This window comes from Bradyrhizobium sp. dw_411 (assembly GCF_018449695.1).
Classification (GTDB): Bacteria; Pseudomonadota; Alphaproteobacteria; order Rhizobiales; family Xanthobacteraceae; genus Bradyrhizobium.
Map to the genome: position 1 here is coordinate 81,446 of NZ_JAAVUY010000010.1, position 25,034 is coordinate 106,479.

Genomic DNA, 25,034 nt, shown 5'->3' on the forward strand with positions numbered 1-25,034 from the left:
AGTTGCACCGGCGGCCGTTCCATGCCCCCTTGCGGCATCTGACGATCCCGAAGGACAAAGCCATGACCGCGCAACTTGACGTATTGATGGACAGGCTGCGATCGGTCGAGGCCGAGATCGAGGTCGAACTGACAAAGCGGCGGGAGGAGCTTCGCTTTCGCTTCGAGAACAGCCGAATCGTCTTCGAGGAAGAGGTGCTGCAGGTGCAGCGCACGATCAAAATTGGCCTGGCGCGTTATCTCCGCGATGCCCATCCGCTGGTCGCGCTGAGCGCCCCGGTGATCTACTCGCTGATCATCCCGATCGCACTGGCCGATCTCTGGGTGATGGCCTATCAGGCAATTTGCTTTCCGATCTACGGAATACCAAAGGTGCGCCGCCGCGATTATCTGGTCTTCGACCGGCATCATCTGGCCTATCTCAACACCCTCGAAAAGATCAATTGCGCCTACTGCTCCTACTGCAACAACGCGATTGCGTTCATCCGCGAAGTGGCGGCGCGTACCGAAGTCTATTGGTGCCCGATCAAGCACGCCCGCCGCGTGCTCGGCCCGCACCCGCATTATCAGGGCTTTGCGGATTTCGGCGACGCCGAAGGATTTCAGAAAAAGCAGGAACAGTTGAAGAACGGTGTCAAGATCGAGGGTGCGAGCTGAACCCCCACCATCGTCGTCCCTGCGTGTGCGGGGGCCACGGCGCGGCCGGCTATTCCGCCGGCTGCAAGGCCGGGCGCGGTTGCTTCGGTGCGATCCAGAACGCGGCGGGGCGCTCGAACAGGAATTTGGCGCCGGCCTTGAGCGCGATCCGCCAGATCACCAGCGCGCCGGCGACCCCGGCGATGGAGACAATCAGTGAAATCGTTCCGACATCGTGGAACGGCCCGGCCCGCAACAACAGCGTTCGCGTCGCGGCCATCGGCAGGAAGAAGGCGAGGTAGATCACGATGGAATGCTCGCCGCAGAAGCGTAAGGCCGTCAGCCACTGCATCCGTGCCAGCAGCGTGGCGCAGGTGACGATGGCGCAGGCGCCGGCCAAGCCGAGGATCAACGAGATCAGCGGCCATTCGCTGAGGCCTGCCATGACCAGACCGCCGTCGATGATGGCCCAGAGCGCCAGCGCCGCGAGCGCCAGCCGGGGATGCGCCCGTGCGCGGTCGGATAGCGCGAACACATAATCGGCGAACAGATAGCCTGAATAGAAATAGACAAAGCGCGCACAGAATTCATCGATCACAGTCCAGCCGGTGACGATGTGGGCTGTCTCCAGCAACGCCGCGATGCTCCAGATCGCCAGCGGCGGCATGCGCCGGGTCGTCTTGGTGACCACGAAGAATATCGGCAGCAGATAGATGAACCACAGCGTGCCGAACGGCTCGATGAAGGATTCGAGATACAGGAACCCGGCATGGCTCCAACTGGTCTCGGCGGCGAATGCCGGTGCCTTGAAGCCGAACTGGATCGTCACCCACAGCACGTAGAAATAGGCGAAGTGCACCACCTTGCGGTCGAGATAGGTCCGCCAGTCGCGATCGATCACCAACGGCAGGAACAGGCCCGAGATCAGGAAGAAATCCGGCATCCGGAACGGCTTTGCGAACGCCACCAGCACATGCATGAAGCCGGTCTTGCCGGCGGCCAGTTCCACGCCCAGCACCGAATGCATCATCACCACCATGATGATGCAGATGCCCTTGGCATAATCGACCCAGTCGACACGTCCGGGTGCGGAACGTGCGTCAACTGTGAGTGTGCCGTTTGATGTCATCGTTGTGTCTTTTTGATGTGGCATGGCGGCATCTTCGGCCGGATCGGTTTCTTTCCCCTTTATCCCTACAAATCATGTGCCGCTTTTTCGCGCTTTTTCCAGTTTCCTCTCATCCATAAAATGCTTTAAGACCGGGTCTACGGACGAACCCGTTAACCATGATCGACAGGCATTGAAATGCGTATTGCGATGATTGGCACAGGCTATGTAGGGCTGGTGTCAGGCGCCTGCTTCGCGGATTTTGGTCACCACGTCACCTGTGTGGACAAGGATGCCGACAAGATCGCGGCGTTACACCGGGGGGAAATACCGATTTTCGAGCCGGGTCTCGATGTTCTGGTCGCCACCAATGTGAAGGCCGGGCGACTGGATTTCACGACCGATCTCGCCGCACCCGTCGCCGAGGCCGATGCGGTGTTCATCGCGGTCGGCACGCCGTCCCGGCGCGGCGACGGTCACGCCGATTTGTCCTATGTGCACGCGGCCGCACGCGAGATCGCCGCGGTGCTGAAGGGCTTTACCGTTGTCATCACCAAATCGACCGTACCGGTCGGAACCGGCGACGAGGTCGAGCGCCTGATTCGCGAAGTTAACCCGACCGCCGATGTGGTGATCGCCTCCAACCCCGAATTCCTGCGCGAGGGTGCGGCGATCCGCGACTTCAAGTTCCCCGACCGCATCGTGGTCGGCACTTCGGATGAGCGCGCGCGCAAGGTGCTTGGCGACGTCTACCGGCCGCTGTCGCTCAATCAGGCGCCGCTGATGTTCACGGCGCGGCGCACCGCGGAACTGATCAAATACGCCGCCAATGCGTTCCTCGCCACCAAGATCACCTTCATCAACGAGATCGCGGATCTCTCCGAAAAAGTCGGTGCCGATGTGCAGGAAGTCGCGCGCGGCATCGGGCTCGATAACCGCATCGGTTCTAAATTCCTGCATGCAGGTCCGGGTTTCGGCGGCTCGTGCTTCCCCAAGGACACCCGTGCGCTGGTGAAGATCGCGCTTGATCACGACGTGCCGTTGCGGATCGTCGAAGCCGTGCTCGCGGTCAACGACAACCGCAAGCGCGCGATGGCGCGCAAGGTCTCGGCTGCGCTCGGCGGCACCCTGCGCGGCAAGACCATCGCGGTGCTCGGCCTGACCTTCAAGCCCGACACCGACGACATGCGCGAGGCGCCGTCGATACCGCTGGTGACCGGCCTGCTCGATCTCGGCGCAAAAGTCCGCGCGCACGATCCGGTCGGCATGGAGCAGGCGCGGCGCGAACTGCCCGATATCGAATACAGCGAGGATCCCTATGCCTGCGCCAAGGGCGCTGATGCGCTGGTGATCGTGACCGAATGGGTTCAGTTCCGCGCGCTCGATCTCGATCGCCTGAAGCGCGAAATGGCGCAACCCATCGTGATCGATCTGCGCAATATCTATCGCCGCGAGGACATGACCGCGCTCGGCTTCGTCTACGAAAGCGTCGGCCGCGGCGCGGTTTGACTCTTCCCTTTCCCTCTCCCCTTGTGGGAGAGGGTGGCTTCGCGAAGCGAAGACGGGTGAGGGGTCTGTCTCCGCGGATAAAGACCCCTCATCCGGCGCTGCGCGCCACCTTCTCCCACAAGGGGAGAAGGGAGGAAGAATCCTGCCGACGGGACCAAACAACAGAGCCACATTTGCCCCGCAGTTTCGACACGCCCCTTCCGATCGACGCGGTGCTGGACGAACTGGCGCGCACGCTGGCTGATCATAGCGCCGCGGTGCTGGTAGCCCCGCCGGGGGCAGGTAAAACCACGCGGGTGCCGTTGGCGCTGCTGGATGCGCCGTGGATCGGAAGCAAGAAAATCATCGTGCTGGAGCCGCGGCGGATCGCGGCCCGCGCCAGCGCCGAGCGCATGGCGCATACGATCGGCGAACGCGTCGGCGAAACCGTCGGCTACCGGGTCCGGTTCGGCTCGAAAATATCGCGCGCGACGCGGATCGAGGTCGTTACCGAGGGCATTTTCTCGCGGCAGATTCTCGACGATCCGGAATTGACCGGCGTCGCGGCGGTGTTGTTCGACGAATTTCACGAGCGCTCGCTTGATGCCGATCTCGGCCTGGCGCTGGCGCGCGACGCGCAAACGGGGCTGCGCGAGGATCTGCGCATCCTTGTGATGTCGGCTACGCTGGACGGGGCGCGGGTCGCAAAATTACTCGGCGACGCGCCAGTCATTGCCAGCGAAGGCCGCGCGTTTCCGGTCGAGACGCGCTATCTCGGCCGCAAGGCCGACGCGCCGCTGGAGCGGCAGATGGCGGATGCGATTGCCACCGCGCTGCGCGCCGATCCCGGCTCGGTGCTGGCTTTCCTGCCGGGCGCGGCTGAAATTCGCCGTACCCAGAATTTTCTTGGCGAGCGCGTTCACGATGCATCCATTGAAATCGTGCCGTTGTTCGGCGCGCTCGATGCCGGCGTGCAGGACCGCGCCATTGCGCCGGCCCCGGAGGGACATCGCAAGGTCGTGCTGGCAACTTCAATTGCCGAGACGTCGCTGACCATCGAAGGCGTCCGCATTGTCGTCGATTCCGGCGTCGCCCGGGTGCCGCGCTACGAGCCTGATATTGGTCTCACGCGGCTGGAAACCGTGCGCGCCTCGCGCGCCGCGGTCGATCAGCGCCGCGGCCGCGCCGGACGTACCGAGCCCGGGGTCTGTTACCGGCTGTGGGATGAGCCGCAGACGGCGTCGCTCGCGGCCTATACCCAGCCGGAGATTCTGAGCGCCGATCTCTCGTCGCTGGTGCTTGATCTCGCGCAATGGGGCGTGCGCGATCCCGCGACGCTGGCGTTTCTGGATCCGCCGCCCGCGCCGGCGTTAAAGGAAGCGCGCAGTCTGTTGCACGAACTCGGCGCGCTCGACGGCGACGATCGAATTACCGCGGAAGGCAAAAGCCTACGCGCGCTGGCGTTGCCGCCCCGGCTGGCGCGGATGATCGTTGATTCGCATCGTCTGGGTGCTGGCGAGGAGGCCGCGGAGATCGCCGCTGTGCTCACCGAGCGCGGCCTCGGCGGCGACAATGTCGATCTCGAAGTCCGGCTCGACCAGTTTCGCCGCGACCGTTCGCAGCGCGCCACCAGCGCGCGCAGCCAGGCGCAACGCTGGGCCTCGCAGGTGGCGGCGAGCGAGCTTTCTTCCCCCTCCCCCCTTGCGGGGAGGGGTTGGGGAGGGGGGTCAAGAGCCTCTGGCCTCTCGGTTGCGGCTACCCCCACCCCCAACCCCTCCCCGCAAGGGGGAGGGGAGCAGACAGCGCAAGCGGATTTGCCCTCGACCGGCATGATGCTGGCGCTGGCATTTCCCGATCGCGTCGCGCGCAATCGCGGCAAGGGCAGTTTTGTGCTCGCCAATGGACGCGGTGCGGCGGTCGATCCGGCTTCCGCGCTGGCGCGCGAGCCTTATATCGCGGTCGCCGAATTGACCGGCACCGCCGCGCAAGGCCGCATTCTGCTGGCGGTGCGGATCACGCTGGAAGAGATCGAATTGCGCTTCGCCGATCAGATCGAGACATCAGACGACGTCACGTTCGATCGGAATGCGATGGCGTTGCGGGCGCGCCGCAAGCGGGCGCTGCACGCGATCACGCTGTCAGAGGCACCGTTGGCGCTGTCGCCCTCGGCGGACACCGCGCTTGTATTGGCCGATGGCCTGATCGCGGCAGGTATCGACCGATTGCCATGGTCCAAACCATCCAAGCAGTGGCGCGATCGCGTGATGTTTCTGCGCAAGGCCGAGGCTGATCCATCCCAGAGCGTCTGGCCCGATTTGTCCGATGACGCGCTCGCCGCGCAACGCGAGAGCTGGCTGGTGCCGGCCCTCTATGACAAGGTCTCGCTGAAAGATCTTTCGGCGACCGATCTGTCGGAGGCGCTGATGACGCTGTTGCCCTGGGAATTGCGGGCGCGGCTCGAGCGGGAAGCGCCGACGCATTTCGAGGCGCCGACCGGCACCATGCTGGCGATCGATTATGAGGCCGAGCAGGGACCGACGATTGCGGTGCGGCTGCAGGAATTGTTCGGGCTCAACACCCATCCGTCGATCGCCAAGGGCGCCATCGCGCTGGTGCTGGAATTGCTGTCGCCGGCACACCGTCCGGTGCAGGTGACGCGCGACCTGCCGGGCTTTTGGCGCGGCTCTTACGCGGCCGTGCGCTCCGACCTGCGCGGGCGCTATCCGCGGCATCCCTGGCCGGAGGACCCCGCCAGCGCCGTGCCGACCCGGCGCGTCAAGCCGCGCGGGACGTGAAGTAATCGCGTCCGTTAACGCTTCACTCATCCTTTTCGTCAAAATGGCAGCCTGCGGCCTTGCCTTTAGTCGCAGTTTTGTCGCCGGCGTGGTGTTATCGGCGAGGTCCTCTGGTCGAGTGTGGCGTCATGCGTTCCATAATGATCTTTGCGGCGATCATGATCGCGCTCGGCACCTTCATGGCGCAGGTCGCCGACCGCATGACTCCCGCGCTCGCCAATACCGCTCCCCGCAAAGCCGCCATTGTCGAGGCGCCGACAACGCCCGTACCGAGCGGCCTGCGCACCCTGAGCATCCCGCGCGACTCCCGGGGCCATTTCGAGACCGAAGGCCGGATCGAGGGCCAGCGGATCGGCTTCATGGTCGACACCGGCGCGTCCGTCATCGCGCTGAATGAAACCTCCGCGGCACGGTTCGGGCTGCGCCCGTCGCGGGGCGATTACAAAGCGTCGGTCGCGACCGCCAATGGCAACGTCAGGGCGGCGCCGACGCGGCTCGCGATGGTCGACATCGGCGGCATCGTGGTGCGCGACGTCGACGCGATCGTGCTGCCGGACGAAGCGCTGTCGGAAAATCTGCTGGGCTTGTCGTTCCTGTCGAAGCTGAAGCGCTTCGAATATGCCAATGGGAAACTCGTGCTGGAGCAGTAACTGCTCATATTTTGGCGCGTCTTCCCGGCTCGAAAGCGCTTTAATCCGCCGCAATTAATCGCAACAAGCTGATATCCCGCCTTTCGCTGCGGCCATGCATTCGCTATGGCTGCGGTAATTCCCTGTTCCTTCACCGCGAGGCCAACTGCATGTTTCCGAAGCCGAAATCCGCGCTGGTCCCGAACACCTATGCGTATGAATCCGAACCGATGGTGAAGGTCACCGGCTTTCGCGAATATGACGCGCGCTGGCTGTTCGGCAAGGAAATCAACCTGATGGGCATCCAGGCGCTCGGCATGGGGCTGGGCGCGCTGATCTCGGAACTCGGCGTCAAGCAGGAAGTCGTCACCGGGCATGATTTCCGCGGCTATTCGGCGTCGATCAAATACGCGCTGATTTCCGGATTGCTGGCGTCAGGCTGCAAGGTGCACGACATCGGCCTGTGCATGACGCCGATGGCCTATTTCGCGCAATTCGAGCTCGATGTGCCCTGTGTCGCGATGGTGACGGCGTCGCATAATGACAACGGCTGGACCGGCGTCAAAATGGGCGCCAACCGCCCGCTGACATTCGGTCCTGATGAGATGACTCGCCTGAAGGAGATCGTGCTCAATGCTGACTTCAAGAACAAGGTCGGCGGCAGTTACGAATTTCACGAGAATTTCCCAGCGCGCTACATCGCGGATCTGACCAAGCGTCCGAAGCTGAAGCGCAAACTGAAAGTCGTGGTCGCCTGCGGCAACGGCACCGCGGGCGCTTTCGCGCCGCAGGTGATGGAGGCGATCGGTTGCGAGGTGGTGCCGCTCGATACCGAACTCGATCACACCTTTCCGAAGTACAATCCCAATCCCGAAGACATGGAAATGCTGCACGCGATCCGCGATGCCGTATTGGCGCACAAGGCCGATGTTGGCCTTGGATTCGACGGTGACGGCGACCGCTGCGGCGTGGTCGACAATACCGGCGAGGAGATTTTCGCCGACAAGGTCGGCGTCATGCTGGCGCGCGACATGTCGGCGATCCACGCCAACGCGCAATTTGTGGTCGACGTGAAATCGACCGGATTGTTCGCGACCGATCCGGTGCTGCAGAAGCAGGGTGCGAAGACGGCCTATTGGAAGACCGGCCATTCCTACATGAAGCGCCGCACCAATGAATTGGGCGCGCTGGCGGGTTTTGAGAAGTCCGGCCACTTCTTCTTCAACAAGCCGTTCGGCCGCGGCTATGATGACGGCCTGATTTCGGCGATCGCGATTTGCGAAATGCTCGATCGCGCGCCCGGCAAGTCGATGGCGGATCTGAAAAACGCGCTGCCGAAGACCTGGTCGTCGCCGACGATGTCGCCGCATTGTGCCGACGAGACCAAGTACGGCGTGGTTGACGCCGTGGTGAAACATTTCGAGGCGCTACAGAAGAAAGGCGAGAAGGTTGCGGGGCAGAATGTCCGCGATCTCGTCACCGTCAACGGCGTGCGCGTCACGGTCGAGGATGGTAGCTGGGGCCTGGTGCGGGCGTCGTCCAACAAGCCGGAACTGGTGGTGGTGGTCGAAAGCCCCGTCAGCGAGCAGCGGATGCGCGACCTGTTCGAGGCGATGGATTCGGTGCTGCGCACCCATCCGGAAGTCGGCGAGTATAATCAGAAGATTTGATGCACCAGATCGTCATTGCCGGGCTTGACCCGGCAATCCATCAGGTTCGAAAAATGGTTCGAAGAAGGTGGATACGCGAGTCACCTAGCGCGAAGACGCGCTTCGCGCTTTTGCCCGCGCATGACGGTCGCGTATATCGACTGCTCGCAGCCGTCTACGCCGCCGCAGCAGCCTGCAGCGATCCCAGGAATTGATCGACCTCCGACTTCAGCCGGCCGGACTGCGTCGTCAATCCATTGGCCGCATCGATCAGCCGGGATGTCGCCACGCCGGCCTCGTCGGAAGCCCGGGTGACGCTGAGGATGTTGTCGTTGACGTCCCTGGTGCCTTCGGCGGCCTGCTGAACGTTGCCGGCGATTTCGCGCGTCGCCATGCCCTGTTGATCGACGGCCGCCGAGATCTGGCTGGATATTTCGTCGATTTCGGCGATGGTCCCGCCGATCGCCTGGATGGCGCTGACCGCTTCGCCGGTGGCAGCCTGGATGCTCTGGATTTGCGAAGAAATTTCCTCGGTTGCCTTCGCGGTCTGGTTGGCCAGCGCCTTGACCTCGCTCGCTACCACGGCAAATCCCCTGCCGTGCTCACCGGCGCGCGCCGCCTCGATGGTCGCATTCAGGGCCAGGAGGTTGGTCTGGCTGGCGATGTTCTGGATCAGCGTAACGACTTCACCGATCTTCTGGGTGCCGCTGGCCAGCCCTTCGACCACGGCGTTGGTGCGGCGTGCCTCTTCGGCAGCCTTGCCGGCGATCTCGGCTGAACGCGTCACCTGCTCGGCGATCCTGCCGATCGAAGCGGTGAGTTCCTCGGTCGCGGAAGCGACCGTCTCGACATTGCTCGAAGCCTGCGTCGATGCGCCCGCAGCCGCGGCGGCCTGTCGTGTCGTGGCCGCATTGGTGCCGCTCATCGTCGAGGACAGGTTCTGGATTTCGCCGGCGGCCACTGTGACAGCCTCGACGATATGTCCGACCTTGCGCTCGAAGCCGGCGGCGAGTTCGCGCCGCGCCGCGTCGCGTTCCTGCTTGGCCAATTTTTCAGCTTCGGCACGGCCGGCAAAGGCGTGCGCTTCGGCGGCGCTCGCCGCTTCCGCCTCGGCGGTTTTCTGCGCGGCGGTCTCGAACAACAGCGCGAGCTTGTGGGCCAGCGCGATCAATACGCCGGCTTCGATCAGCAGGATCACGGCGTGAAGAACGACTCGCCCGAAATCCGAACCGCCGGGGTAGATCGCCGCGGGAAGCAGGAAGTTGAGCGCCAGGTGATGCAGCGCGACTGCGACGGTCCCGGCAATCAGCGGCCGATAGTCGCAGTAGGCGACCAGACAGGCCAATGCCGCGAAGAAATACATGTGCATGTCGATTTGCCAGGGATGGCCCCATAGCTGATAGGCGAACACCGATACGTCGCCCATCAAAGCGACGGCAAAGATCAGGCGGGTCGACAATTCGTTGCCTGTCATGCGCCATGACAGCGTTGCCGCCAGCGCCATTGCGGTAACGAGCACCGCGGGCAGTAGCCAATCGGTGCCGCGCACCATGCTGATGGTCAGGCAGATCGGAAGATGCAACCACAACACGGCGAGCAACGCCTTGCTGGTGGTTTCACGCAATTTTTTCAAATCGTCGCTTTCGATCATCATTTTCGGTTTCCCCCACCTCAAATTTCTAGTTCGAAAAACAAGCCGCGATCGCCCGCGGATCCATCGCCAGCCAGACACCGGCTTCGCGCAATCGTGTCAGCCCGGCATCGTCGCCCGGCCTCACCACCAGGACGGCTGGAATGGCCGTCATCCGCACAATGGCGGCATCCGCGGAAGCCGCAGCCTCAAATACCTGCTGCGTGCTCCACCATGGCGGGAAAGCGACCGCCACGACTTCGGCGCCGGGGCGGATTTGCAATGACAATGCGGCAATCGCGATCCAGCTCACCACGAGCAAGGCGGCCGCGTTCAACCACGCCGGCCATCGAGGTGCTGTGATTCCGTCTCCGTAACCCACGTCAGCAGAATACGGAAACGAAGCTAAGATTTTCTTAGTAATGGGAGCTGCATGAAGCGGCGTTCAGGCCTTTGAATAAAGCCAAAAGTAGCGACGCAAAGGATAAACACCTGGAGCGTGCAAGGCGCGCAGCATTTATGAAGTCTGGCTGCGGCTCAGCGCACCACGAGGGGAGAATGCGGATCACCGGACGCGAAGACGCGCTTCGCGCTTTTGCCCGCGTATGACGACCGCATTATCCGATAGACTGCGCGACTACCCAGCCTGCGCCGCCGGCACCGGCAATGCGGTGACCGATTTGATCTTCTCCATCGCAAAGCGCGACGTGACATTCTTCAGTGGCACCGCGCTGATCAGCTTCTTGTAAAAGATGTCGTAGCTCTGCATGTCCGCGACCACGACGCGCAGCATATAATCGACGTCGCCGGCCATCCGGTAGAATTCCATCACCTCGGGCATCGCGCTGACGGCGTCGGCGAAGGTCCGCAGCCAGGATTCGGAATGATCGGCGCTCTCGACCGACACGAATACCGAAATGCCCAATCCGATCTTGTTCTGATCGACCAGCGCGACCCGGCGCAGAATCACGCCGTCAGCCTCCAGCCGCTGGATGCGCTTCCAGCAGGGGGTCGAGGATAATCCGACGCGGTCGCCGATCTCGGCCACTGACAGCGAGGCGTCCTCTTGCAGCACGGTCAAAATCTTGCGGTCGATGGCATCGAGCCGGCGATTGGGCTCAATGGTCTGGATGGCGAGATCAGTCATGAGAAGAACTTTCTTCCAATTATGGCGCTAAGGACCATAATAGGTAGAAAATTATTCTAGGACAAGCCCAATTATTGCCCACTTCGCGCCGGGTTGGCCGGCCGGCCCTGGCCCAAAAGCGCTGTGACTTCAGCACGTTGCGGGGCCGCGAAAGCGCCGCCGAACCGGGTGCATTTCAGGGCTGCAGCCGCGGAGGCGAACCGCAGTGCCTCCCGCAGCTCCTGGCCTTCGGTAATCGCCAGCGCGAAAGCGCCGTGAAACACGTCGCCGGCACCGAGCGTATCCACGGTGTGAACCGGGAAAGCCGGCGTCTCCTGCAGGTTCTGCTGCTCGTCGAGCCACAGCGTGCCCTTTGCGCCGCGCGTGCCCGCCAGGAAGGAAGACGTCAGCTTGGCAATCTTCTTGAGCGCTTCGCCGTCGTCATTAACAGCGGCGGTGGCCTGCAGCGCCTCGCTGGAAAACACCAGATGCGATGAGGCGGTCAGCAATCCCTCACGGGCCGACATGGTGCGGTCGACATCGACAATGACGGGAATGCCGCGCCGGCGCGCCTCGGCGCACAAATCCGTGCAGAATTCAGCGCAGCGATTCTCGGTCAGGATCGCAGCGCAGTCCTCCAGCAGGCTGTCAGTGTCGGGCAACTGCACCTTCCACAATTCCGGATCGCGGAAGGTTACGATGGTCCGCTCGCCGCTCGGGTCGATCATGATGTTGGAGATCGGCGTCACGAGATTGGGCATGCGCACGATCTGCGAGGTGTCGATGCCCTCATGCGCGAGCTTGTCGAAAATAAACCGGCTCGAGGTCTCGCGCGCGTCGCCCATCGGCCCGCAGATCGAGGCGCGGCCGCCGAGGCGCACGATTCCGATCGCGGCATTGAGCGCATTGCCGCCGCAGATTTCCTCGAAATGAGTGGCATTCGCCTTGAAGCCACGCGCCGGCAATTCCTCGATGCGGAATGTCAGATCGCGTACCGGCATGCCGATACAGAGAATGCGCGGAGGAATCTTCGGCGCGGCAGGGTGAAAGTTCATCGCCTCTTCCATCATATCCGTCCTGCCAGATGACGGAACTTGATATGCCCTGTTAATCGGCGAGTCATGGTGAAGTTCCAGCTATGCGCGAGAGTGGGGGTCTGTCTGCAGCCAGCGGCCGACCAGATGATGGGCAATGGCGAAAGGATGTGGCCCGGTGAGGCTGCCGGGATGTTCCCGCTTCAGCATCAGCGTCGCCTCCGCCCGGTCAAACCATCGGCAGTCCTCGAGTTCCTCGTGATCGACAATAATATCTTCATTGGTGGCGCGCGCGGTGCAGCCGATCATCAGGGACGACGGATAGGGCCAGGGCTGCGTCATGTAGTAATTCACATCGGTGCAGCGAATCCCGGATTCCTCGAAGATTTCGCGCCGGACTGCATCCTCGATGGTCTCGGCGGCTTCGACGAAGCCTGCCAGACAGGACCACATGCCAGGCAGGAAATGCCGTTGCCGCCCAAGCAGGCATTTGTCGCCCGAGGTCACCAGCATGATCACGACAGGGTCGGTGCGCGGAAAATGCTCGGCCTTGCAGTTCGGACATTCGCGTTTCCAGCCGGCTTCCTTCATCACAGAGCGAGTGCCGCAATTGGCGCAGTAGCCGTGGCGCTGATGCCAGGTCACCATCGATTTCGCCATTGCGATAGCCGAGAGCTGGTTCGGCGGCACAATCCCCTGCATCGCCATGCCCCGCAGTTCGGTGACAGCGACATCCTGCCGGGTCAGCAGTTTTTCAACCGCCTCGGCCGATATGCCCATGCCGAACACCGCTGCGCCATCACGCAGACCTAAAAAGATCGTGCCGGGGTTGGCGCCGCATTGACGCGCTTCCTCGATGGTCAGGAGCGCGCGAGGCCCGTTCGGCTCCTGCCTCACGACAAGCGAGTCGCGATGCACGACATAAGCGCGCGCATCGCGGTGGCCTTCCAGCGCCATCAGCTTTTCGTCGTTATTGCGCAGATGCGCGGCGCGATCGAGGATGTTGCTAACGAAGCCCGGCTGTCCCAACGGAAACGAATCGAATGCTGTCATGTGCTCCAACCAGACTGTTCAACCAAGCCAGATCTTGCGGCGTAACGCGCTGATGAAGGTCTGGACCTCTTCGGCATCATGCGCCAGCGGCGGCATCACCCCCCAGACCGGGCGCGGCCAGGCGGCGTCGCTGGAGCGGCGCGCGATGATATGCACATGCAGTTGCGGCACCAGATTGCCAAGCGCTGCGATATTCAGCTTGTCGCATCGGGTGATTTCCTTCAGCGCGCGGGCGGCGCGGGAAATCTCCGTCATCAATTGCGCCTGCTCGACCTCATCGAGATCGATGATCTCCACGGCGTCGGGCCGGCGCGGCACCAGCAACAGCCAGGGGTAATGCGCATCCTTGATCACCAGCACCCGGCACAGCGGCAGGTCGCCGATGTCGATGGTGTCTTCCTTGAGCCGGGAATGCAGCGACCAGGCGGGCGTATCAGTGGGCATAACGGCAACTAATGCCTTTCCGTGTTTTTGCACAAGCCCCGCAAACCGTCCCCTGACGGCTTGCTTTCCGGCCCTTTTGGCCCCAAATAGGGACCGGGAGATTGGCGGTGGACGAGCCACTCGCCAACCGGGTCAGGTCCGGAAGGAAGCAGCCCTAACGAGGTCCGGATCGGGTCGCTCGTCAGTCTCCTACCTGTTTTTCGAGCGAATCGCGCAAAAAGCGGTGATTATGCCGGCGTTTGATTCGGCTCGTATTTGTTCCGCAAGCCGGCTTCGAGACATACTCAATTGCGGATCGATCGATGAACGATGCTGGCACTCCCGTAACGCCCCCGACCGAAGCGGATAGCAGCCAGCAGAATGGCTTCGATCTCGGCGGTCCGCCGGAGGCCGGCAAACATTATCGCGTGCTGGCACGCAAATACCGCCCCTCCAGCTTTGACGATCTGATCGGCCAGGAGGCCGTGGTCCGCACGGTCTCGAATGCGTTCGAGACCGGACGCATTCCGCAGGCCTGGATCCTGACCGGCGTGCGCGGCGTCGGCAAAACCACCACGGCGCGGATTCTCGCCCGTGCGCTGAACTACGAATTACCGGACGGATCGGTGAAAGGCCCGACCATCCACATGCCGGTGCCGGGCGTGCATTGCCAGGCGATCATGGAAAGCCGGCACATGGACGTGCTGGAAATGGACGCCGCCTCCCATACCGGCGTCGACGATGTGCGACAGATCAACGACAGCGTCCGCTATGCGCCCGCCAGCGCGCGCTACAAGGTCTACATCATCGACGAAGTCCACATGCTCTCGACCGCGGCGTTCAACGCGTTCCTCAAGACGCTGGAAGAGCCGCCGGAGCACGCCAAATTCGTGTTCGCCACCACCGAAATCCGAAAGGTTCCGGTCACGGTGCTGTCACGCTGCCAACGTTTCGATCTGCGCCGGGTCGAGGCCGACGTGCTGATGGGCCATCTTTCCAATATTGCCACGAAAGAGAAGGTCGAGGTCGAGCCGGAGGCGCTCGGGATCATCGCCCGCGCCGCCGAAGGCTCGGTGCGCGATTCGTTGTCGTTGTTCGATCAGGCGATTGCACATGCCGCGGGCGCGGTGCGCGCCGATGCCGTGCGGCAGATGCTGGGCCTCGCCGACCGCACGCGGGTGATCGATCTCTTTGACTCGCTGGTGCGCGGCGACATCGCCAGCGCATTCAAGGAATTTCGCGAGCAGTATGATACTGGCGCCGATCCGATCGTGGTGCTGTCGGACCTTGCTGAATTTGTCAATTTCGTCACTCGCGTGAAGATCGTGCCGGCGACCGCCGATAATGTCGCGTTCGGCGAGACCGAGCGCGTGCGCGCCCGCGATTTTGCCACCAAGATCTCGATGCGCGTGCTGTCGCGGATGTGGCAGATGCTGCTCAAGGGCATCACCGAGGTGCAGGCCGCGACCCGGCCGGCGGCAGCCGCGGAAATGGTGCTGGTGCGGATCGCCTATGTCGCGGACCTGCCGACGCCGGATGAAGCGATCAGGATGCTCGATCCGAACAGCGGTGCATCGCCGATCGTCACATCGAGTGCGGCGCCACGCAGTGCGCCGGTGCCGGTCGCTTCGATGTCGTCATCGCCTGCACGCGCGGCCTCTACGCCCCGCTCCGGCGCCGAGGCTTCTGCGCGTCCGCAGATGATCGCGCCGGCGCCGGACGTTCAGAATGCTCCCGCGGCGCTGCGGATCACGAGTTTCCCGGCCCTGGTCGCGCTCGCCGGCGAGAAGCGGGATATTATGACCAAGGCCGCGCTGGAAGCCGATGTCCGTCTGGTGCGCATCGAAGACGGCCGGCTTGAGGTTGCATTGGAGCGCAGTGCGGCGCGCACGCTGATCAACGATCTCTCGCGCAAGCTGGAGCAATGGACCGGGCGGCGCTGGACCGTGATCGTGTCCAACGAAACCGGGCAATCGACGCTGCGCCAGCAGAACGAGATTCAGAAGAACCAGCGCGAGCGCGCCGCCGAAGCCGATCCGCGGGTGCAAGAAGTGCTGACGCGATTTCCGGGCGCCAAGGTGGTCGAGGTGCGCAAGCTCGCCCCCGAGCCGCCGGATTCCGATGCCAGCGTTGAAGATCCCAGTGAGAGCGCCGACGGCGACGATCTGTAACGAGAGACAAGGAACAGTTCATGGCTGATTTTCTCGGCATGATGAAGCAGGCAGCGCAGTTGCAATCGAAGATGCAGGCGATGCAGGAAGAACTCGGCAATGTCGAAGTCGAGGGTATTTCCGGCGGCGGCCTCGTCAGCGTGCGCATGACGGCCAAGATGGAAGTCAAAGCCGTCAAGATCGATCCGTCACTGATGAAGCCGGACGAGCGCGAGATCGTCGAGGATCTCCTGGTGACCGCGCATAATGACGCACGCCGCAAGGCGGAGGCCGCGATGCAGGAAAAGATGCAGTCGCTGACCGGCGGCCTCGGTTTGCCGCCGGGGTTGGGCCTTACCTGAAATGGCGTCTGCGGTTGCCGGTCCGGAAATCGAACGTTTGATCCAGCTCCTGGCGCGCCTGCCGGGGCTCGGCCCGCGCTCGGCGCGGCGCGCGGCGCTGCATCTGATCAAGAAGCGTGAAGCGCTGATGACGCCGCTTACCAGCGCGCTGCAGGTGGCGATCGACAAGATCCAGGTCTGCAAGATCTGCGGCAATATCGATACGCAAAATCCTTGCACGGTCTGCACCGATCCGCGGCGCGATCCCGCCATCATCGTCGTGGTCGCCGATGTCGCCGATCTCTGGGCGCTGGAGCGAGCGCATGCGACCAACGGATTCTACCATGTGCTGGGCGCGACCCTGTCGCCGCTCGACGGCGTCGGCCCGCAGGACCTCACTATCGATGCGCTGGTGGCGCGCGCGCATGATCCGCGGGTGACGGAAATCATCCTGGCCCTGAACGCCACGGTCGACGGCCAGACCACGGCGCATTACATCACCGACCTGCTGCAGGAAGCCGGCGTCAAGGTGACGCGGCTGGCGCACGGCGTGCCGGTCGGCGGCGAACTCGACTATCTCGACGAAGGCACCCTGTCTGCAGCGATGCGGCAGCGGACATTGTTCTAACCACACTCACGGAAATCATGGACATGACGAAACGACGATTCGCCGTACGTTTAAGCTTGATGACGGCCTTGATGGTGGCATGCGCTGCGCCTGCCGCGCGGGCGCAGCAGGCCGATGCGGCGCCGAAGGTAGCCAAGGTGATCAATGCCGGCGACGTGCTGTCGGGAGAACTCAATGCCCTGCGCACCCGCAGCGCCAAGAAGGGCAAACGCTCGGCGAACTATCAGCTCACCAGCGAACCGCGCCGGCTGCCGCCGCCATCAGGGCTTTGCGGTCTCGAGACCGGTCCGGAAACGTTTCAGATCGTCGTCAACAGCGATGCGCAGGCCGCGCAGTTGAAGGCCTTCATCGGCAAGGAAGTCTCGGTCAAGGTCGACGAAGTCTCCTGCGCGCAGGAAGCCGGGCAGATGAGCGAAGCCGTGGTTACGAAATGGAGCGTGGTGACGAAGCATTGAATGCGTAAATTATAGTTGGTCGTCAGGCCCGGGCCATGACGAGGTCAGAGTGCCCTAAACCTTCCTCTCCAGCTCCGCGAAATGCCCGCGCCGCTGCAGCCAGGCCAGCAGGATCAGGCTCGGCACCGCGACCACGACGCAAATCGCAAAAAACAGCGGCCATCCGGTAGCCTTCGCGACAAATCCTGCGCCCGACGACAAATAAGTGCGACCGACCGCGGCCAGCGCGGTCAGCAGGGCATACTGTGTCGCGGTGTGCAGCGGGTTTCTGCACAGCGCCGACAAATAAGCGACAAAGATCACGGTACCGATCGCGCTGGTGAAATTCTCCGCGGTGATCGCGAACGCCAGCGCCCATTGGTTGACGCCGGCCAGCGCCAGCCAACTGAACGACAGGTTGGCGACCGCCTGCAGAATGCCACCGATCCACAGGCTCGTCGCCAGCGAGTAACGCCGCGCCACGAATCCGCCGGCAAAGCCGCCGATCAGCAAGGCGGCAAGGCCGACGCCCTTGACGATCGCGGCGTAGTCGTTGCGGGTAAAGCCGAGGTCGATCACAAACGGCGCGGTCATCGTGCCGGAAAACGCGTCGGTGAATTTGAATAGCACCACGAATGCCAGTGCGGCCCATGCGTCTTTGCGGCGGAGAAATTCCGAGAAGGCGCCAACAGCCGCATGCAGGACTCGGGCAAACGCGGTCTCATCGCGCGTGGCGGCGTCCGCCCGCACGGATTGTTCGGGCTCGGTGGCGGCCAGCGCCGTGACGGTGCCGATCAGCACCAATGCGGCCATCGCCACATAGCCCCACATCCAGGCCGATGTGCGCGCGAGACCAGTACTCTCGAACGCGCTCACCATGAACAGCGCGCCCGCGGTCGAGACCAGCATGCCGACGCGATAGGCCGCGACGTAGGACGCCATGCCCGCGGCCTGTTCGCTCTCGGGCAGGCTCTCGACGCGAAATGCATCGACCACGATATCCTGCGTCGAGGAAGTCGCCGCGACCAGTAGCGCGCCGAGCGCGACGAACAATGGCGAGCGTGCCGGATCGGTCAGCGCCAGCAGCAGGATCGCGATGATCAAGAGCAGTTGCGAGAAAATCAGCCAGCCGCGCCGGCGCCCGAAGCGGCGTGTGAACAGCGGCACATGCAGTGCGTCCACCAGCGGGGCCCAGATGAATTTCAGCGTGTAGGGCGTGCCGACCAGCGCGAACAGCCCGATGGTGCCGAGATCGACGCCGGACTCGCGCATCCACACCAGCAGCGTCGAGCCGGATAATGCCAGCGGCAGGCCTGAGGAGAAGCCGAGCAGCAACACAATCAGCACGCGCGGCTGCAGGTACACAGTGAGGCTATCGCGGAAGCTGGCGCGGGGCGTCGTGATGGGTGTTTCAGGGAGGCTGTCGGGCGCGTTGATCATGCCACAGTGCTAGCAGATTCGCGCTCCTTCCCCTCTCCCCTTGTGGGAGAGGGTGGCCGCGCTGCGAAGCAGCGCGGACGGGTGAGGGGTCTGTCTCTGCGGATAGAGACCCCTCATCCGGCGCTTCGCGCCACCTTCTCCCACAAGGGGAGAAGGAAGAAAGCAGCGCCGGGCGACGATCTGAGTGGCTACTCCCCCGCCTGCATTTTGCGCGGAAGAGGAAACAGCTCGTCCGCCCCGGCTTTCACGAGACGCGGTGTCTCGGCGGGGGCTTCGGTCTTGCTGAAATCCAGCTCCTCGATCCGGCCGGCACGCTTTTCGATCTTGTCGGCGGAGATCAATATTTGCCGGACGTCCTCATTGGCGTCGGAGAAATGCTTCTGCAGCTTCAGCACGCGGTCGCGTAATCTGCCGAGATCGTCGCCGAGGTTGAGCACCTCGGTGCGGATCTGGTCGGCGGCGTCGCGCATCCGCGCGTCCTTGAGGATCTGCTGCATCACCTGGATCGCCAGCATCAGCAGCGACGGTGACACCAGCACCACGCGGGCGCGGTAGGCCTTCTGGATCACGTCGTCAAAGCCATCGTGAATTTCGGCATAGACCGATTCCGACGGCACGAACATCAACGCCGTGTCCTGGGTCTCGCCGGCGATCAGGTATTTCTCGGCGATGTCGCCGACATGCTTCATCACGTCGGCGCGCAGGCGTTGCGTCGCGAATTTCTTTTCTTCGTCGGTGCGCGCATCGTGCAACGCGGTGATCGCTTCCAGCGGAAATTTCGCATCGATGCACAGCGGCCGCTTGTCGGGCAGGAACACCACGCAATCCGGCCGCTTGCCACTCGAGAGCGTGTGCTGGAATTCGTAAGAGCCTTTCGGCATCCCGTCCTGGACGATCGCTTCCATCCGCGCCTGGCCGAACGCGCCGCGGGATTGTTTGTTGGCCAGCACGTCGCGCAGCGTCGTGACTTGTGACGTCAGATCGGTGAGGTTCTTGTGCGCATTGTCGATGATGCCGAGCCGCTCATGCAGCACGCGCAGGCTGTCCATGGTGTTGCGCGTGGTCTGTTCCATCGACTGGCCGACCCGGTGGGTCACCGAATCCAGCCGCTCGCTAACCGCGCGCGCCATTTCGGCCTGCCGCCCCGCCAGTGCCTGTCCCATCGCGTCGACCCGGCCGGTGGCTTCGCTCTGCGCCCGCAGCATGTCGCCGAGGCGCTCTTCCAGTTCGTCGGCCCGTATCGCCTGCGCCATCGCCATTTCAGCGCCGCGCCGGGAGGAGCGGGCGATCACGATGGCAATGACCAAGAGCAGCAGCAGCGCCAGCGCGCCAAAGCCGATCAAAGCTGCACCGGTGCGGATCGGCAGGTCGCCGAGCATGAAAAGGATGTCATTCATGCTGCCCTTGTAGCCGATTCGGTCTTGAACGCGAACGAAGAGGGAACATTTATGGTGAATGGCGGGTAAATTTTTATGGTTAATAGTGGCTTAAGATTCGTGGTTAACGGGAGGCTAACAGCAGCCGTCTCTCGGATTGACCCCGGCAAGTCTCCGGCTTAAATCGCCCGCCACAGCATCCAGAGAAATCATGGCCATCCGAGAAATCATCGTCCTGCCGGACAAGCAGTTGCGGCTCGTCTCCAAACCCGTCGAGAAAGTCACGGCGGAGGTGCGCAAGCTCGCCGACGACATGTTCGAGACCATGTATGACGCGCCAGGGATCGGGCTCGCAGCGATCCAGGTCGCGCAGCCGCTGCGGCTGATCACGATGGATCTCGCCAAGAAGAACGAGGAAGGCGAGACCACGCCAAAGCCGCGCGTCTTCATCAATCCCGAGATCGTGGCGTCGTCGGAAGAATTGTCCGTCTATGAGGAAGGCTGCCTCTCGATCCCCGAATATTACGAGGAGATCGAGCGGCCCGCGAAAGTGCGCGTGCGCTTCATGGACCTCGACGGCAAGATGCATGAGGAAGATGCCGAGGGCCTGTTCGCCACCTGCATCCAGCACGAGATCGACCATCTCAACGGCGTATTGTTCGTGGATTATCTGTCGAAGCTCAAGCGCGACCGCGTGCTGAAGAAGTTTACCAAGGCCGCCAAGCGCGCGGAGTGAGTTAAAAGTATCGCGGGTGCGGTGCTTGTGGCTTACCCCTCTCCCTAACCCTCCCCCACAAGGGGGGAGGGAACGCACCGAGCCAACATCATGTCCCTCCGTCTGATCTTCATGGGCACGCCCGATTTCGCGGTGCCGACGCTGCTGGAACTGGTGGCCCATGGCCATGAGATCGTGGCGGTCTATACCCGTGTCGCGAAACCCGCGGGGCGCGGCATGAAATTGCAGCCGACGCCGGTTGAAATCGAGGCGACACGGCTCGGCATTCCCGTGCTGACGCCGACGACTTTGAAAACACCGGAGGCGCTGGAACAGTTTCGCGCGCATGATGCCGATGCGGCTGTCGTCGTCGCCTATGGCATGATTCTGCCGCAGGCCATTCTCGATGCGCCAAAGCTCGGCTGCTTCAATCTTCATGCCTCGCTGTTGCCGCGCTGGCGTGGCGCAGCGCCGATCAATCGCGCGATCATGGCCGGCGATAGCGAGACCGGCGTGATGGTGATGAAAATGGACGTCGGCCTCGACACCGGCGACGTCGCGATGGCCGAACGGCTGGCGATTTCGGATACGATGACGGCCGCCGATTTGCACGATGCGCTAGCGCCGCTCGGCGGTGACCTGATGGTGCGCGCGATGGGCGCGCTGGAACGCGGCAGGCTGCAACTCACCCCGCAAAGTGCGGAGGGCGTCACCTATGCGGCCAAGATCGACAAGGCCGAGGCGCGGATCGACTGGAACAAGGCCGCCCGTGAGGTGCTCCGGCATATTCATGGCCTGTCGCCGTTCCCCGGTGCGTGGTGCGAATTGCCGATCGAGGGCGAGGCCGTACGCGTCAAGATCCTGCGCGGCGAGATCGCCGGCGGTTCGGGTGCGGCGGGTGAGTTGCTCGACGATCGCCTGGCAATCGCCTGCCAGCAAGGCGCGTTCCGGATTCTCGAATTGCAGCGCGCCGGCAAGGGCGCGATGAAAGCGGAAGATTTTCTGCGCGGCACGCCGTTGAAGGCTGGCGTGAGGCTTACATAACGTCACCCACGCACCCCAAGTCGTCATACGCGGGCTTGACCCGCGTATCCATCTATCTTCACAAGAGTCCAGCGAAGAGGATGGATTGCCGGGTCAAGCCCGGCAATGACGACCAACGTAGATTGCCGCATTGATGCCCCGCTACAAACTCATCATCGAATATGACGGCGCGCCGTTCTGCGGCTGGCAGATCCAGGATAATGGCGCCTCGGTGCAGGGCGCGCTGGAGATCGCGGTCAAGGCGATCTGCGGCGAACAGGTTCGCGTCCATGGCGCGGGCCGCACCGATGCTGGCGTGCATGCACTGGCGCAGGTCGCGCATTGCGACATTGAAAAACATTTCGTGCCTGGCCGTTTGCGCGATGGATTGAATGCGCATCTGCGGCCGCATCCGATCGGCGTGATCAGCGCGGATATCGTGCCGGACGATTTCGAGGCGCGGTTTTCAGCCAAGCGGCGGCATTACCTTTATCGGATCAGCAATCGCCGCGCCAACCTCGCGCTTGATATCGGCCATGTCTGGCGGCTGCCGCGGTCGCTCGATACCGATGCAATGCACGAAGCCGCGCAGCGGCTGATCGGCAAGCACGACTTCACGACCTTTCGCGACACCGAATGTCAGGCAAAGTCGCCGGAGAAAACCCTCGACCAGCTCGATGTCATCCGGGACGGCGACGCGGTCAACATCGTCACATCGGCGCGCTCGTTCCTGCACAGCCAGGTGCGCTCGATGGTCGGCTCCCTGGTGTGGGTCGGCGAAGGCCGCTGGAACGCCGACGATCTCGCGGCTGCTTTGGCGGCTCGCAGCCGTGCTGCTTGCGGTCCAGTCGCGCCGCCAGACGGGCTCTATCTGGTGCGGGTGGATTATTGAGAACTACAACGGGCCATGATGGCGTAGCAATTACCGCGTCTTACGTATCCGCCTTCAACATCCCCACCGCATCCCAAAACAAATCCTGACCCTTGCCGACATCGCCGACCCAGTGATCGGCATCGCCGGCCACGAATTTGAACGCGCGCCAGGGAATGCTGTGGCGCTGGCAGACATGGGCGATCGCGAACAGTTCCATGTCGGCGACATCGACGTGGTTCTCGCTCAGCCATGGATCACCTGAGGTGACAAAATTGTCGCCGGTCCCGCAGGTCACGCCGGCAAATCCGGACGACAATTTGTCGAGATTGGACGAATAGGGCGTGCGGCCGCGCGGCACCAGGGGCATCCCCATCATGTCGCGCTGCACGACATGGGCGACTTCGACGAGACCCGACAGCGCCTCGTTGATGCGTCCCGCTGTGCCGTAATTGATCACGAGCGAGGGCCGCAACACCAGCAGCGCCAGCGTCGCGGCACTGGAGGCATTCACCTTGCCAGCGCCGCTATAGATCACTTCGATGCCATCCGGCGCACGGGGCTTGTCCAACTCGTCGTCGATCGCAGTGAGCACGAGGATTTTGCCGGTCACGCGAAATACCGGTCCAGCATGCCGCGGTAGATCTTCGTCAGCTTCTCGAGGTCGGAGACAGGTGTGCGCTCATCGACCTGATGCATGGTCTGGCCGACCAGCCCGAACTCGATCACCGGACAATAGCCCGAGATGAAACGCGCATCTGAAGTGCCGCCCGAGGTGCTCAGTTCCGGCTTGCGGCCGGTGACGGCCTCGATCGCGGCGACCGCCAGATCAGTGAAGGCGCCCGGCTTGGTGACAAAGACGTTGGCATTGGAATATTCCCAGGTGACGCGGGCCTTGATGCGATTGCCGGCGGCCTTGGTGACGCGCTGCTCGACCAGTTCGCGCAGCGATTCCTGGCTATGCAGATCGTTGAAGCGGATGTTGAACTTGGCGCGTGCCTGCGCCGGGATCACATTGGTCGCGGTGTTGCCGACATCGATCGAGGTGAATTCGAGGTTCGAGGCCTGAAACTGCGCGCTGCCGCGATCGAGCGGCTCCTGGCTCAGCGCCACGACGATGCCGGCGATATCAGGCACCGGGTTCGCCGCCCGATGCGGATAGGCGACGTGGCCCTGGATGCCATCGACATAGAGCGTGCCGGACAGCGAACCGCGGCGGCCGATCTTGATGCAATCGCCGAGCGTCTCGACATTCGAGGGTTCGCCGAGCACGCAGTGGTCCAAGATCTCGCCGCGCGCCTTGACCCATTGCAACAGCTTGACGGTGCCGTTGATGGCGATCGCTTCCTCGTCGCCGGTGATCAGGAACGAGATCGAGCCTTTGGGCTGGCCGCCATGGTCAGCCAGATATTCCAGAGCCGCCGCGACGCTGCAGGCGATGCCGCCCTTCATGTCGACCGTGCCGCGGCCATACAGAAAGCCATCCTTGATGTCGCCGGAGAAGGCGCCCTGGGTCCAGGCGGCCTCGTCGCCGGCCGGCACCACATCGGTATGCCCGGCAAAGCTGATATGCGGCGCTGACGAGCCGATGCGGGCATAGAGATTGTCGATATCGGCGGTGCCGGGTTCGCTGAAGGTGACGCGGTGCACCTCGAAGCCGGCGGCCTTCAGGATGTTTTCGAGAACCCCGAGCGCCCCGGCATCGGCCGGGGTGACGGAGGGACAGCGCACGAGATCGCGGGTGATCGACACAGCATCATTCATGTCCCCCGCATAACATGCGGCCCCGGCGGGGGGCCAGCGCTGGGCGGGACAAATTTAAGCTCACTCTGCTGGTCCCAGCGCGGCTTGGTGTCGATCGGCGCCAGCGGGTCGGGGCCGAACCGGTTGGGTTCGTCGGTCCCCTTTAAAAACATGAGCTCAACGATACCCCAGGCCTTCAGGCCGAATGCGGCATAGGCGAGGGACAAAGCGAGAGCCGTTGCTACATAAGATTCCTCGTCGATCCTGTCGACGATGTTGCCAAGCAATCCCGGCGCGACGAGGAAGGCCAGGATCCACCATCCGCTCTTGTTGCGATCGTGCAGCCGCTTGACCGTGGTCGCCGCGATGAACCAGACGCCGATAACCGCGATTGGCGTGGCAGCGACATAGAAGATACGGGTGACAAGCGCCAACGTCTCCGGGTCGGCGTTGCCGAAATCGGCGCTGAACGGGAATTTCGGAGGAATGCCGAACACACCCAGCAGTTCGACCTGAACGGTCTCGATGTTCGCGCCGAAAATCCGGCTGATGGCGAAGGCCGCCGCCGCCATGAAAACCAGACAGAAAGTCATGCTGGCAAACAGCGCATACCAGTACTTGGCGCGGTTGATGCGCCCCGCGAAGCCGAACAGAAACTGGTTATCCGTCAGTTTGCCCATCGCTCTACCCTGAGGGCTGAGAATGCCCTGTCAGGGTGATTGGTCGCGCTGGCAGGCCTGCGG

The 25,034-nt window shown here is 63.0% G+C and carries 24 protein-coding genes and 1 other RNA gene; 13 read left to right on the forward strand and 12 right to left on the reverse strand.

Annotated features, from left to right (window positions below):
- Positions 1-62: 62 nt before the first annotated feature.
- The gene (locus tag HB676_RS18415; RefSeq protein WP_213739291.1) at positions 63-656 is read left to right on the forward strand and encodes a hypothetical protein; all 594 of its coding nucleotides are present in this window, start codon (positions 63-65) and stop codon (positions 654-656) included.
- 49 nt (positions 657-705) lie between these two features.
- Here HB676_RS18415 and HB676_RS18420 read toward each other — a convergent pair whose 3' ends face one another.
- Positions 706-1,764, reverse strand: a complete 1,059-nt coding sequence (locus tag HB676_RS18420) for an acyltransferase family protein (protein WP_213739553.1) — start codon at positions 1,762-1,764, stop codon at positions 706-708.
- Positions 1,765-1,941: 177 nt separating this feature from the next.
- Between HB676_RS18420 and HB676_RS18425 the strand changes: the two genes are divergently transcribed.
- The 4 genes from HB676_RS18425 to HB676_RS18440 all read left to right on the forward strand — a co-directional run bounded on the left by HB676_RS18425 (position 1,942) and on the right by HB676_RS18440 (position 8,325).
- The gene (locus HB676_RS18425; RefSeq protein ID WP_213739292.1) at positions 1,942-3,252 is read left to right on the forward strand and encodes a UDP-glucose/GDP-mannose dehydrogenase family protein; all 1,311 of its coding nucleotides are present in this window, start codon (positions 1,942-1,944) and stop codon (positions 3,250-3,252) included.
- A 173-nt stretch (positions 3,253-3,425) separates the two neighbouring features.
- Positions 3,426-6,026, forward strand: a complete 2,601-nt coding sequence (gene hrpB, locus HB676_RS18430; RefSeq protein ID WP_213739293.1) for an ATP-dependent helicase HrpB — start codon at positions 3,426-3,428, stop codon at positions 6,024-6,026.
- Positions 6,027-6,154: 128 nt separating this feature from the next.
- Positions 6,155-6,676: a TIGR02281 family clan AA aspartic protease gene (locus HB676_RS18435; protein ID WP_213739294.1), complete on the forward strand. Its 522-nt coding sequence runs from the start codon at positions 6,155-6,157 to the stop codon at positions 6,674-6,676.
- Between the two features lie 149 nt (positions 6,677-6,825).
- Entirely contained in the window at positions 6,826-8,325 is a 1,500-nt protein-coding gene (locus tag HB676_RS18440) for a phosphomannomutase/phosphoglucomutase (RefSeq protein WP_213739295.1), read from the forward strand.
- 154 nt (positions 8,326-8,479) lie between these two features.
- Here HB676_RS18440 and HB676_RS18445 read toward each other — a convergent pair whose 3' ends face one another.
- The 6 genes from HB676_RS18445 to HB676_RS18470 all read right to left on the reverse strand — a co-directional run bounded on the left by HB676_RS18445 (position 8,480) and on the right by HB676_RS18470 (position 13,591).
- Positions 8,480-9,958 (reverse strand): methyl-accepting chemotaxis protein, encoded by a 1,479-nt coding sequence (locus tag HB676_RS18445; protein ID WP_213739296.1) that lies wholly within the window; start codon positions 9,956-9,958, stop codon positions 8,480-8,482.
- Positions 9,959-9,983: 25 nt separating this feature from the next.
- Complete coding sequence (locus tag HB676_RS18450; RefSeq protein WP_249780321.1) at positions 9,984-10,271, reverse strand: hypothetical protein; 288 nt, start codon at positions 10,269-10,271, stop codon at positions 9,984-9,986.
- A 300-nt stretch (positions 10,272-10,571) separates the two neighbouring features.
- Positions 10,572-11,081 (reverse strand): Lrp/AsnC family transcriptional regulator, encoded by a 510-nt coding sequence (locus HB676_RS18455; protein WP_213739297.1) that lies wholly within the window; start codon positions 11,079-11,081, stop codon positions 10,572-10,574.
- A gap of 71 nt (positions 11,082-11,152) precedes the next feature.
- Positions 11,153-12,115, reverse strand: a complete 963-nt coding sequence (locus HB676_RS18460) for a sugar kinase (protein WP_213739299.1) — start codon at positions 12,113-12,115, stop codon at positions 11,153-11,155.
- Between the two features lie 81 nt (positions 12,116-12,196).
- Positions 12,197-13,147 carry an NAD(+) diphosphatase gene (gene nudC / locus HB676_RS18465; RefSeq protein ID WP_213739301.1) on the reverse strand — a complete coding sequence of 317 codons (951 nt, stop codon included), beginning with the start codon at positions 13,145-13,147 and terminating at the stop codon, positions 12,197-12,199.
- A gap of 18 nt (positions 13,148-13,165) precedes the next feature.
- Complete coding sequence (locus tag HB676_RS18470; protein WP_213739303.1) at positions 13,166-13,591, reverse strand: HIT family protein; 426 nt, start codon at positions 13,589-13,591, stop codon at positions 13,166-13,168.
- 96 nt (positions 13,592-13,687) lie between these two features.
- Here HB676_RS18470 and ffs point away from each other — a divergent pair.
- The 5 genes from ffs (at position 13,688) to HB676_RS18495 (ending at position 17,144) form a co-directional block, all read left to right on the forward strand.
- An RNA gene (gene ffs / locus HB676_RS18475) (signal recognition particle sRNA small type) lies at positions 13,688-13,784 on the forward strand.
- A 109-nt stretch (positions 13,785-13,893) separates the two neighbouring features.
- Positions 13,894-15,741 carry a DNA polymerase III subunit gamma/tau gene (locus HB676_RS18480; RefSeq protein WP_213739305.1) on the forward strand — a complete coding sequence of 616 codons (1,848 nt, stop codon included), beginning with the start codon at positions 13,894-13,896 and terminating at the stop codon, positions 15,739-15,741.
- Between the two features lie 20 nt (positions 15,742-15,761).
- Entirely contained in the window at positions 15,762-16,082 is a 321-nt protein-coding gene (locus tag HB676_RS18485; protein ID WP_213739306.1) for a YbaB/EbfC family nucleoid-associated protein, read from the forward strand.
- 1 nt (position 16,083) lies between these two features.
- Complete coding sequence (gene recR / locus HB676_RS18490) at positions 16,084-16,689, forward strand: recombination mediator RecR (protein ID WP_213739307.1); 606 nt, start codon at positions 16,084-16,086, stop codon at positions 16,687-16,689.
- A 23-nt stretch (positions 16,690-16,712) separates the two neighbouring features.
- Positions 16,713-17,144, forward strand: a complete 432-nt coding sequence (locus tag HB676_RS18495) for a hypothetical protein (protein ID WP_213739308.1) — start codon at positions 16,713-16,715, stop codon at positions 17,142-17,144.
- Between the two features lie 54 nt (positions 17,145-17,198).
- Here HB676_RS18495 and HB676_RS18500 read toward each other — a convergent pair whose 3' ends face one another.
- Together HB676_RS18500 and rmuC are read right to left on the reverse strand one after the other, a co-directional pair.
- Positions 17,199-18,560 carry an MFS transporter gene (locus tag HB676_RS18500; protein ID WP_213739556.1) on the reverse strand — a complete coding sequence of 454 codons (1,362 nt, stop codon included), beginning with the start codon at positions 18,558-18,560 and terminating at the stop codon, positions 17,199-17,201.
- Positions 18,561-18,751: 191 nt separating this feature from the next.
- Positions 18,752-19,960 (reverse strand): DNA recombination protein RmuC, encoded by a 1,209-nt coding sequence (gene rmuC / locus HB676_RS18505; RefSeq protein ID WP_213739310.1) that lies wholly within the window; start codon positions 19,958-19,960, stop codon positions 18,752-18,754.
- 190 nt (positions 19,961-20,150) lie between these two features.
- Between rmuC and def the strand changes: the two genes are divergently transcribed.
- The 3 genes from def (at position 20,151) to truA (ending at position 22,569) form a co-directional block, all read left to right on the forward strand.
- On the forward strand, positions 20,151-20,675 hold the full coding sequence (gene def, locus HB676_RS18510) for a peptide deformylase (RefSeq protein ID WP_213739311.1): 525 nt from the start codon (positions 20,151-20,153) through the stop codon (positions 20,673-20,675).
- Between the two features lie 90 nt (positions 20,676-20,765).
- Positions 20,766-21,698, forward strand: coding sequence for a methionyl-tRNA formyltransferase (gene fmt, locus HB676_RS18515; RefSeq protein WP_213739313.1), 933 nt, complete (start codon positions 20,766-20,768; stop codon positions 21,696-21,698).
- Between the two features lie 133 nt (positions 21,699-21,831).
- Positions 21,832-22,569, forward strand: a complete 738-nt coding sequence (gene truA, locus HB676_RS18520; RefSeq protein WP_213739314.1) for a tRNA pseudouridine(38-40) synthase TruA — start codon at positions 21,832-21,834, stop codon at positions 22,567-22,569.
- Between the two features lie 40 nt (positions 22,570-22,609).
- Here truA and HB676_RS18525 read toward each other — a convergent pair whose 3' ends face one another.
- From HB676_RS18525 to HB676_RS18535, 3 genes are read right to left on the reverse strand one after another with little or no spacing between them, the layout of a single operon-like run.
- Complete coding sequence (locus HB676_RS18525; RefSeq protein ID WP_213739315.1) at positions 22,610-23,161, reverse strand: 5'-methylthioadenosine nucleosidase; 552 nt, start codon at positions 23,159-23,161, stop codon at positions 22,610-22,612.
- Complete coding sequence (dapE, locus tag HB676_RS18530; protein ID WP_213739316.1) at positions 23,158-24,312, reverse strand: succinyl-diaminopimelate desuccinylase; 1,155 nt, start codon at positions 24,310-24,312, stop codon at positions 23,158-23,160. Before dapE ends, HB676_RS18525 begins: the two co-directional genes overlap by 4 nt.
- Positions 24,309-24,971 carry a DUF805 domain-containing protein gene (locus HB676_RS18535; RefSeq protein ID WP_213739317.1) on the reverse strand — a complete coding sequence of 221 codons (663 nt, stop codon included), beginning with the start codon at positions 24,969-24,971 and terminating at the stop codon, positions 24,309-24,311. The genes dapE and HB676_RS18535 overlap by 4 nt, the downstream gene beginning before the upstream one ends.
- Between the last annotated feature and the right edge of the window lie 63 nt (positions 24,972-25,034).

Bases quoted from the DNA above. Each gene is read 5' to 3' on its own strand.
- HB676_RS18415 (WP_213739291.1), top strand. From the start codon at position 63: ATGACCGCGCAACTTGACGTATTGATGGACAGGCTGCGATCGGTCGAG.
- HB676_RS18420 (WP_213739553.1), bottom strand. From the start codon at position 1,764: ATGACATCAAACGGCACACTCACAGTTGACGCACGTTCCGCACCCGGA.
- HB676_RS18425 (WP_213739292.1), top strand. From the start codon at position 1,942: ATGCGTATTGCGATGATTGGCACAGGCTATGTAGGGCTGGTGTCAGGC.
- HB676_RS18435 (WP_213739294.1), top strand. From the start codon at position 6,155: ATGCGTTCCATAATGATCTTTGCGGCGATCATGATCGCGCTCGGCACC.
- HB676_RS18440 (WP_213739295.1), top strand. From the start codon at position 6,826: ATGTTTCCGAAGCCGAAATCCGCGCTGGTCCCGAACACCTATGCGTAT.
- HB676_RS18445 (WP_213739296.1), bottom strand. From the start codon at position 9,958: ATGATGATCGAAAGCGACGATTTGAAAAAATTGCGTGAAACCACCAGC.
- HB676_RS18455 (WP_213739297.1), bottom strand. From the start codon at position 11,081: ATGACTGATCTCGCCATCCAGACCATTGAGCCCAATCGCCGGCTCGAT.
- HB676_RS18460 (WP_213739299.1), bottom strand. From the start codon at position 12,115: ATGAACTTTCACCCTGCCGCGCCGAAGATTCCTCCGCGCATTCTCTGT.
- nudC (WP_213739301.1), bottom strand. From the start codon at position 13,147: ATGACAGCATTCGATTCGTTTCCGTTGGGACAGCCGGGCTTCGTTAGC.
- HB676_RS18470 (WP_213739303.1), bottom strand. From the start codon at position 13,591: ATGCCCACTGATACGCCCGCCTGGTCGCTGCATTCCCGGCTCAAGGAA.
- HB676_RS18480 (WP_213739305.1), top strand. From the start codon at position 13,894: ATGAACGATGCTGGCACTCCCGTAACGCCCCCGACCGAAGCGGATAGC.
- HB676_RS18485 (WP_213739306.1), top strand. From the start codon at position 15,762: ATGGCTGATTTTCTCGGCATGATGAAGCAGGCAGCGCAGTTGCAATCG.
- recR (WP_213739307.1), top strand. From the start codon at position 16,084: ATGGCGTCTGCGGTTGCCGGTCCGGAAATCGAACGTTTGATCCAGCTC.
- HB676_RS18495 (WP_213739308.1), top strand. From the start codon at position 16,713: ATGACGAAACGACGATTCGCCGTACGTTTAAGCTTGATGACGGCCTTG.
- rmuC (WP_213739310.1), bottom strand. From the start codon at position 19,960: ATGAATGACATCCTTTTCATGCTCGGCGACCTGCCGATCCGCACCGGT.
- def (WP_213739311.1), top strand. From the start codon at position 20,151: ATGGCCATCCGAGAAATCATCGTCCTGCCGGACAAGCAGTTGCGGCTC.
- fmt (WP_213739313.1), top strand. From the start codon at position 20,766: ATGTCCCTCCGTCTGATCTTCATGGGCACGCCCGATTTCGCGGTGCCG.
- truA (WP_213739314.1), top strand. From the start codon at position 21,832: ATGCCCCGCTACAAACTCATCATCGAATATGACGGCGCGCCGTTCTGC.
- dapE (WP_213739316.1), bottom strand. From the start codon at position 24,312: ATGAATGATGCTGTGTCGATCACCCGCGATCTCGTGCGCTGTCCCTCC.
- HB676_RS18535 (WP_213739317.1), bottom strand. From the start codon at position 24,971: ATGGGCAAACTGACGGATAACCAGTTTCTGTTCGGCTTCGCGGGGCGC.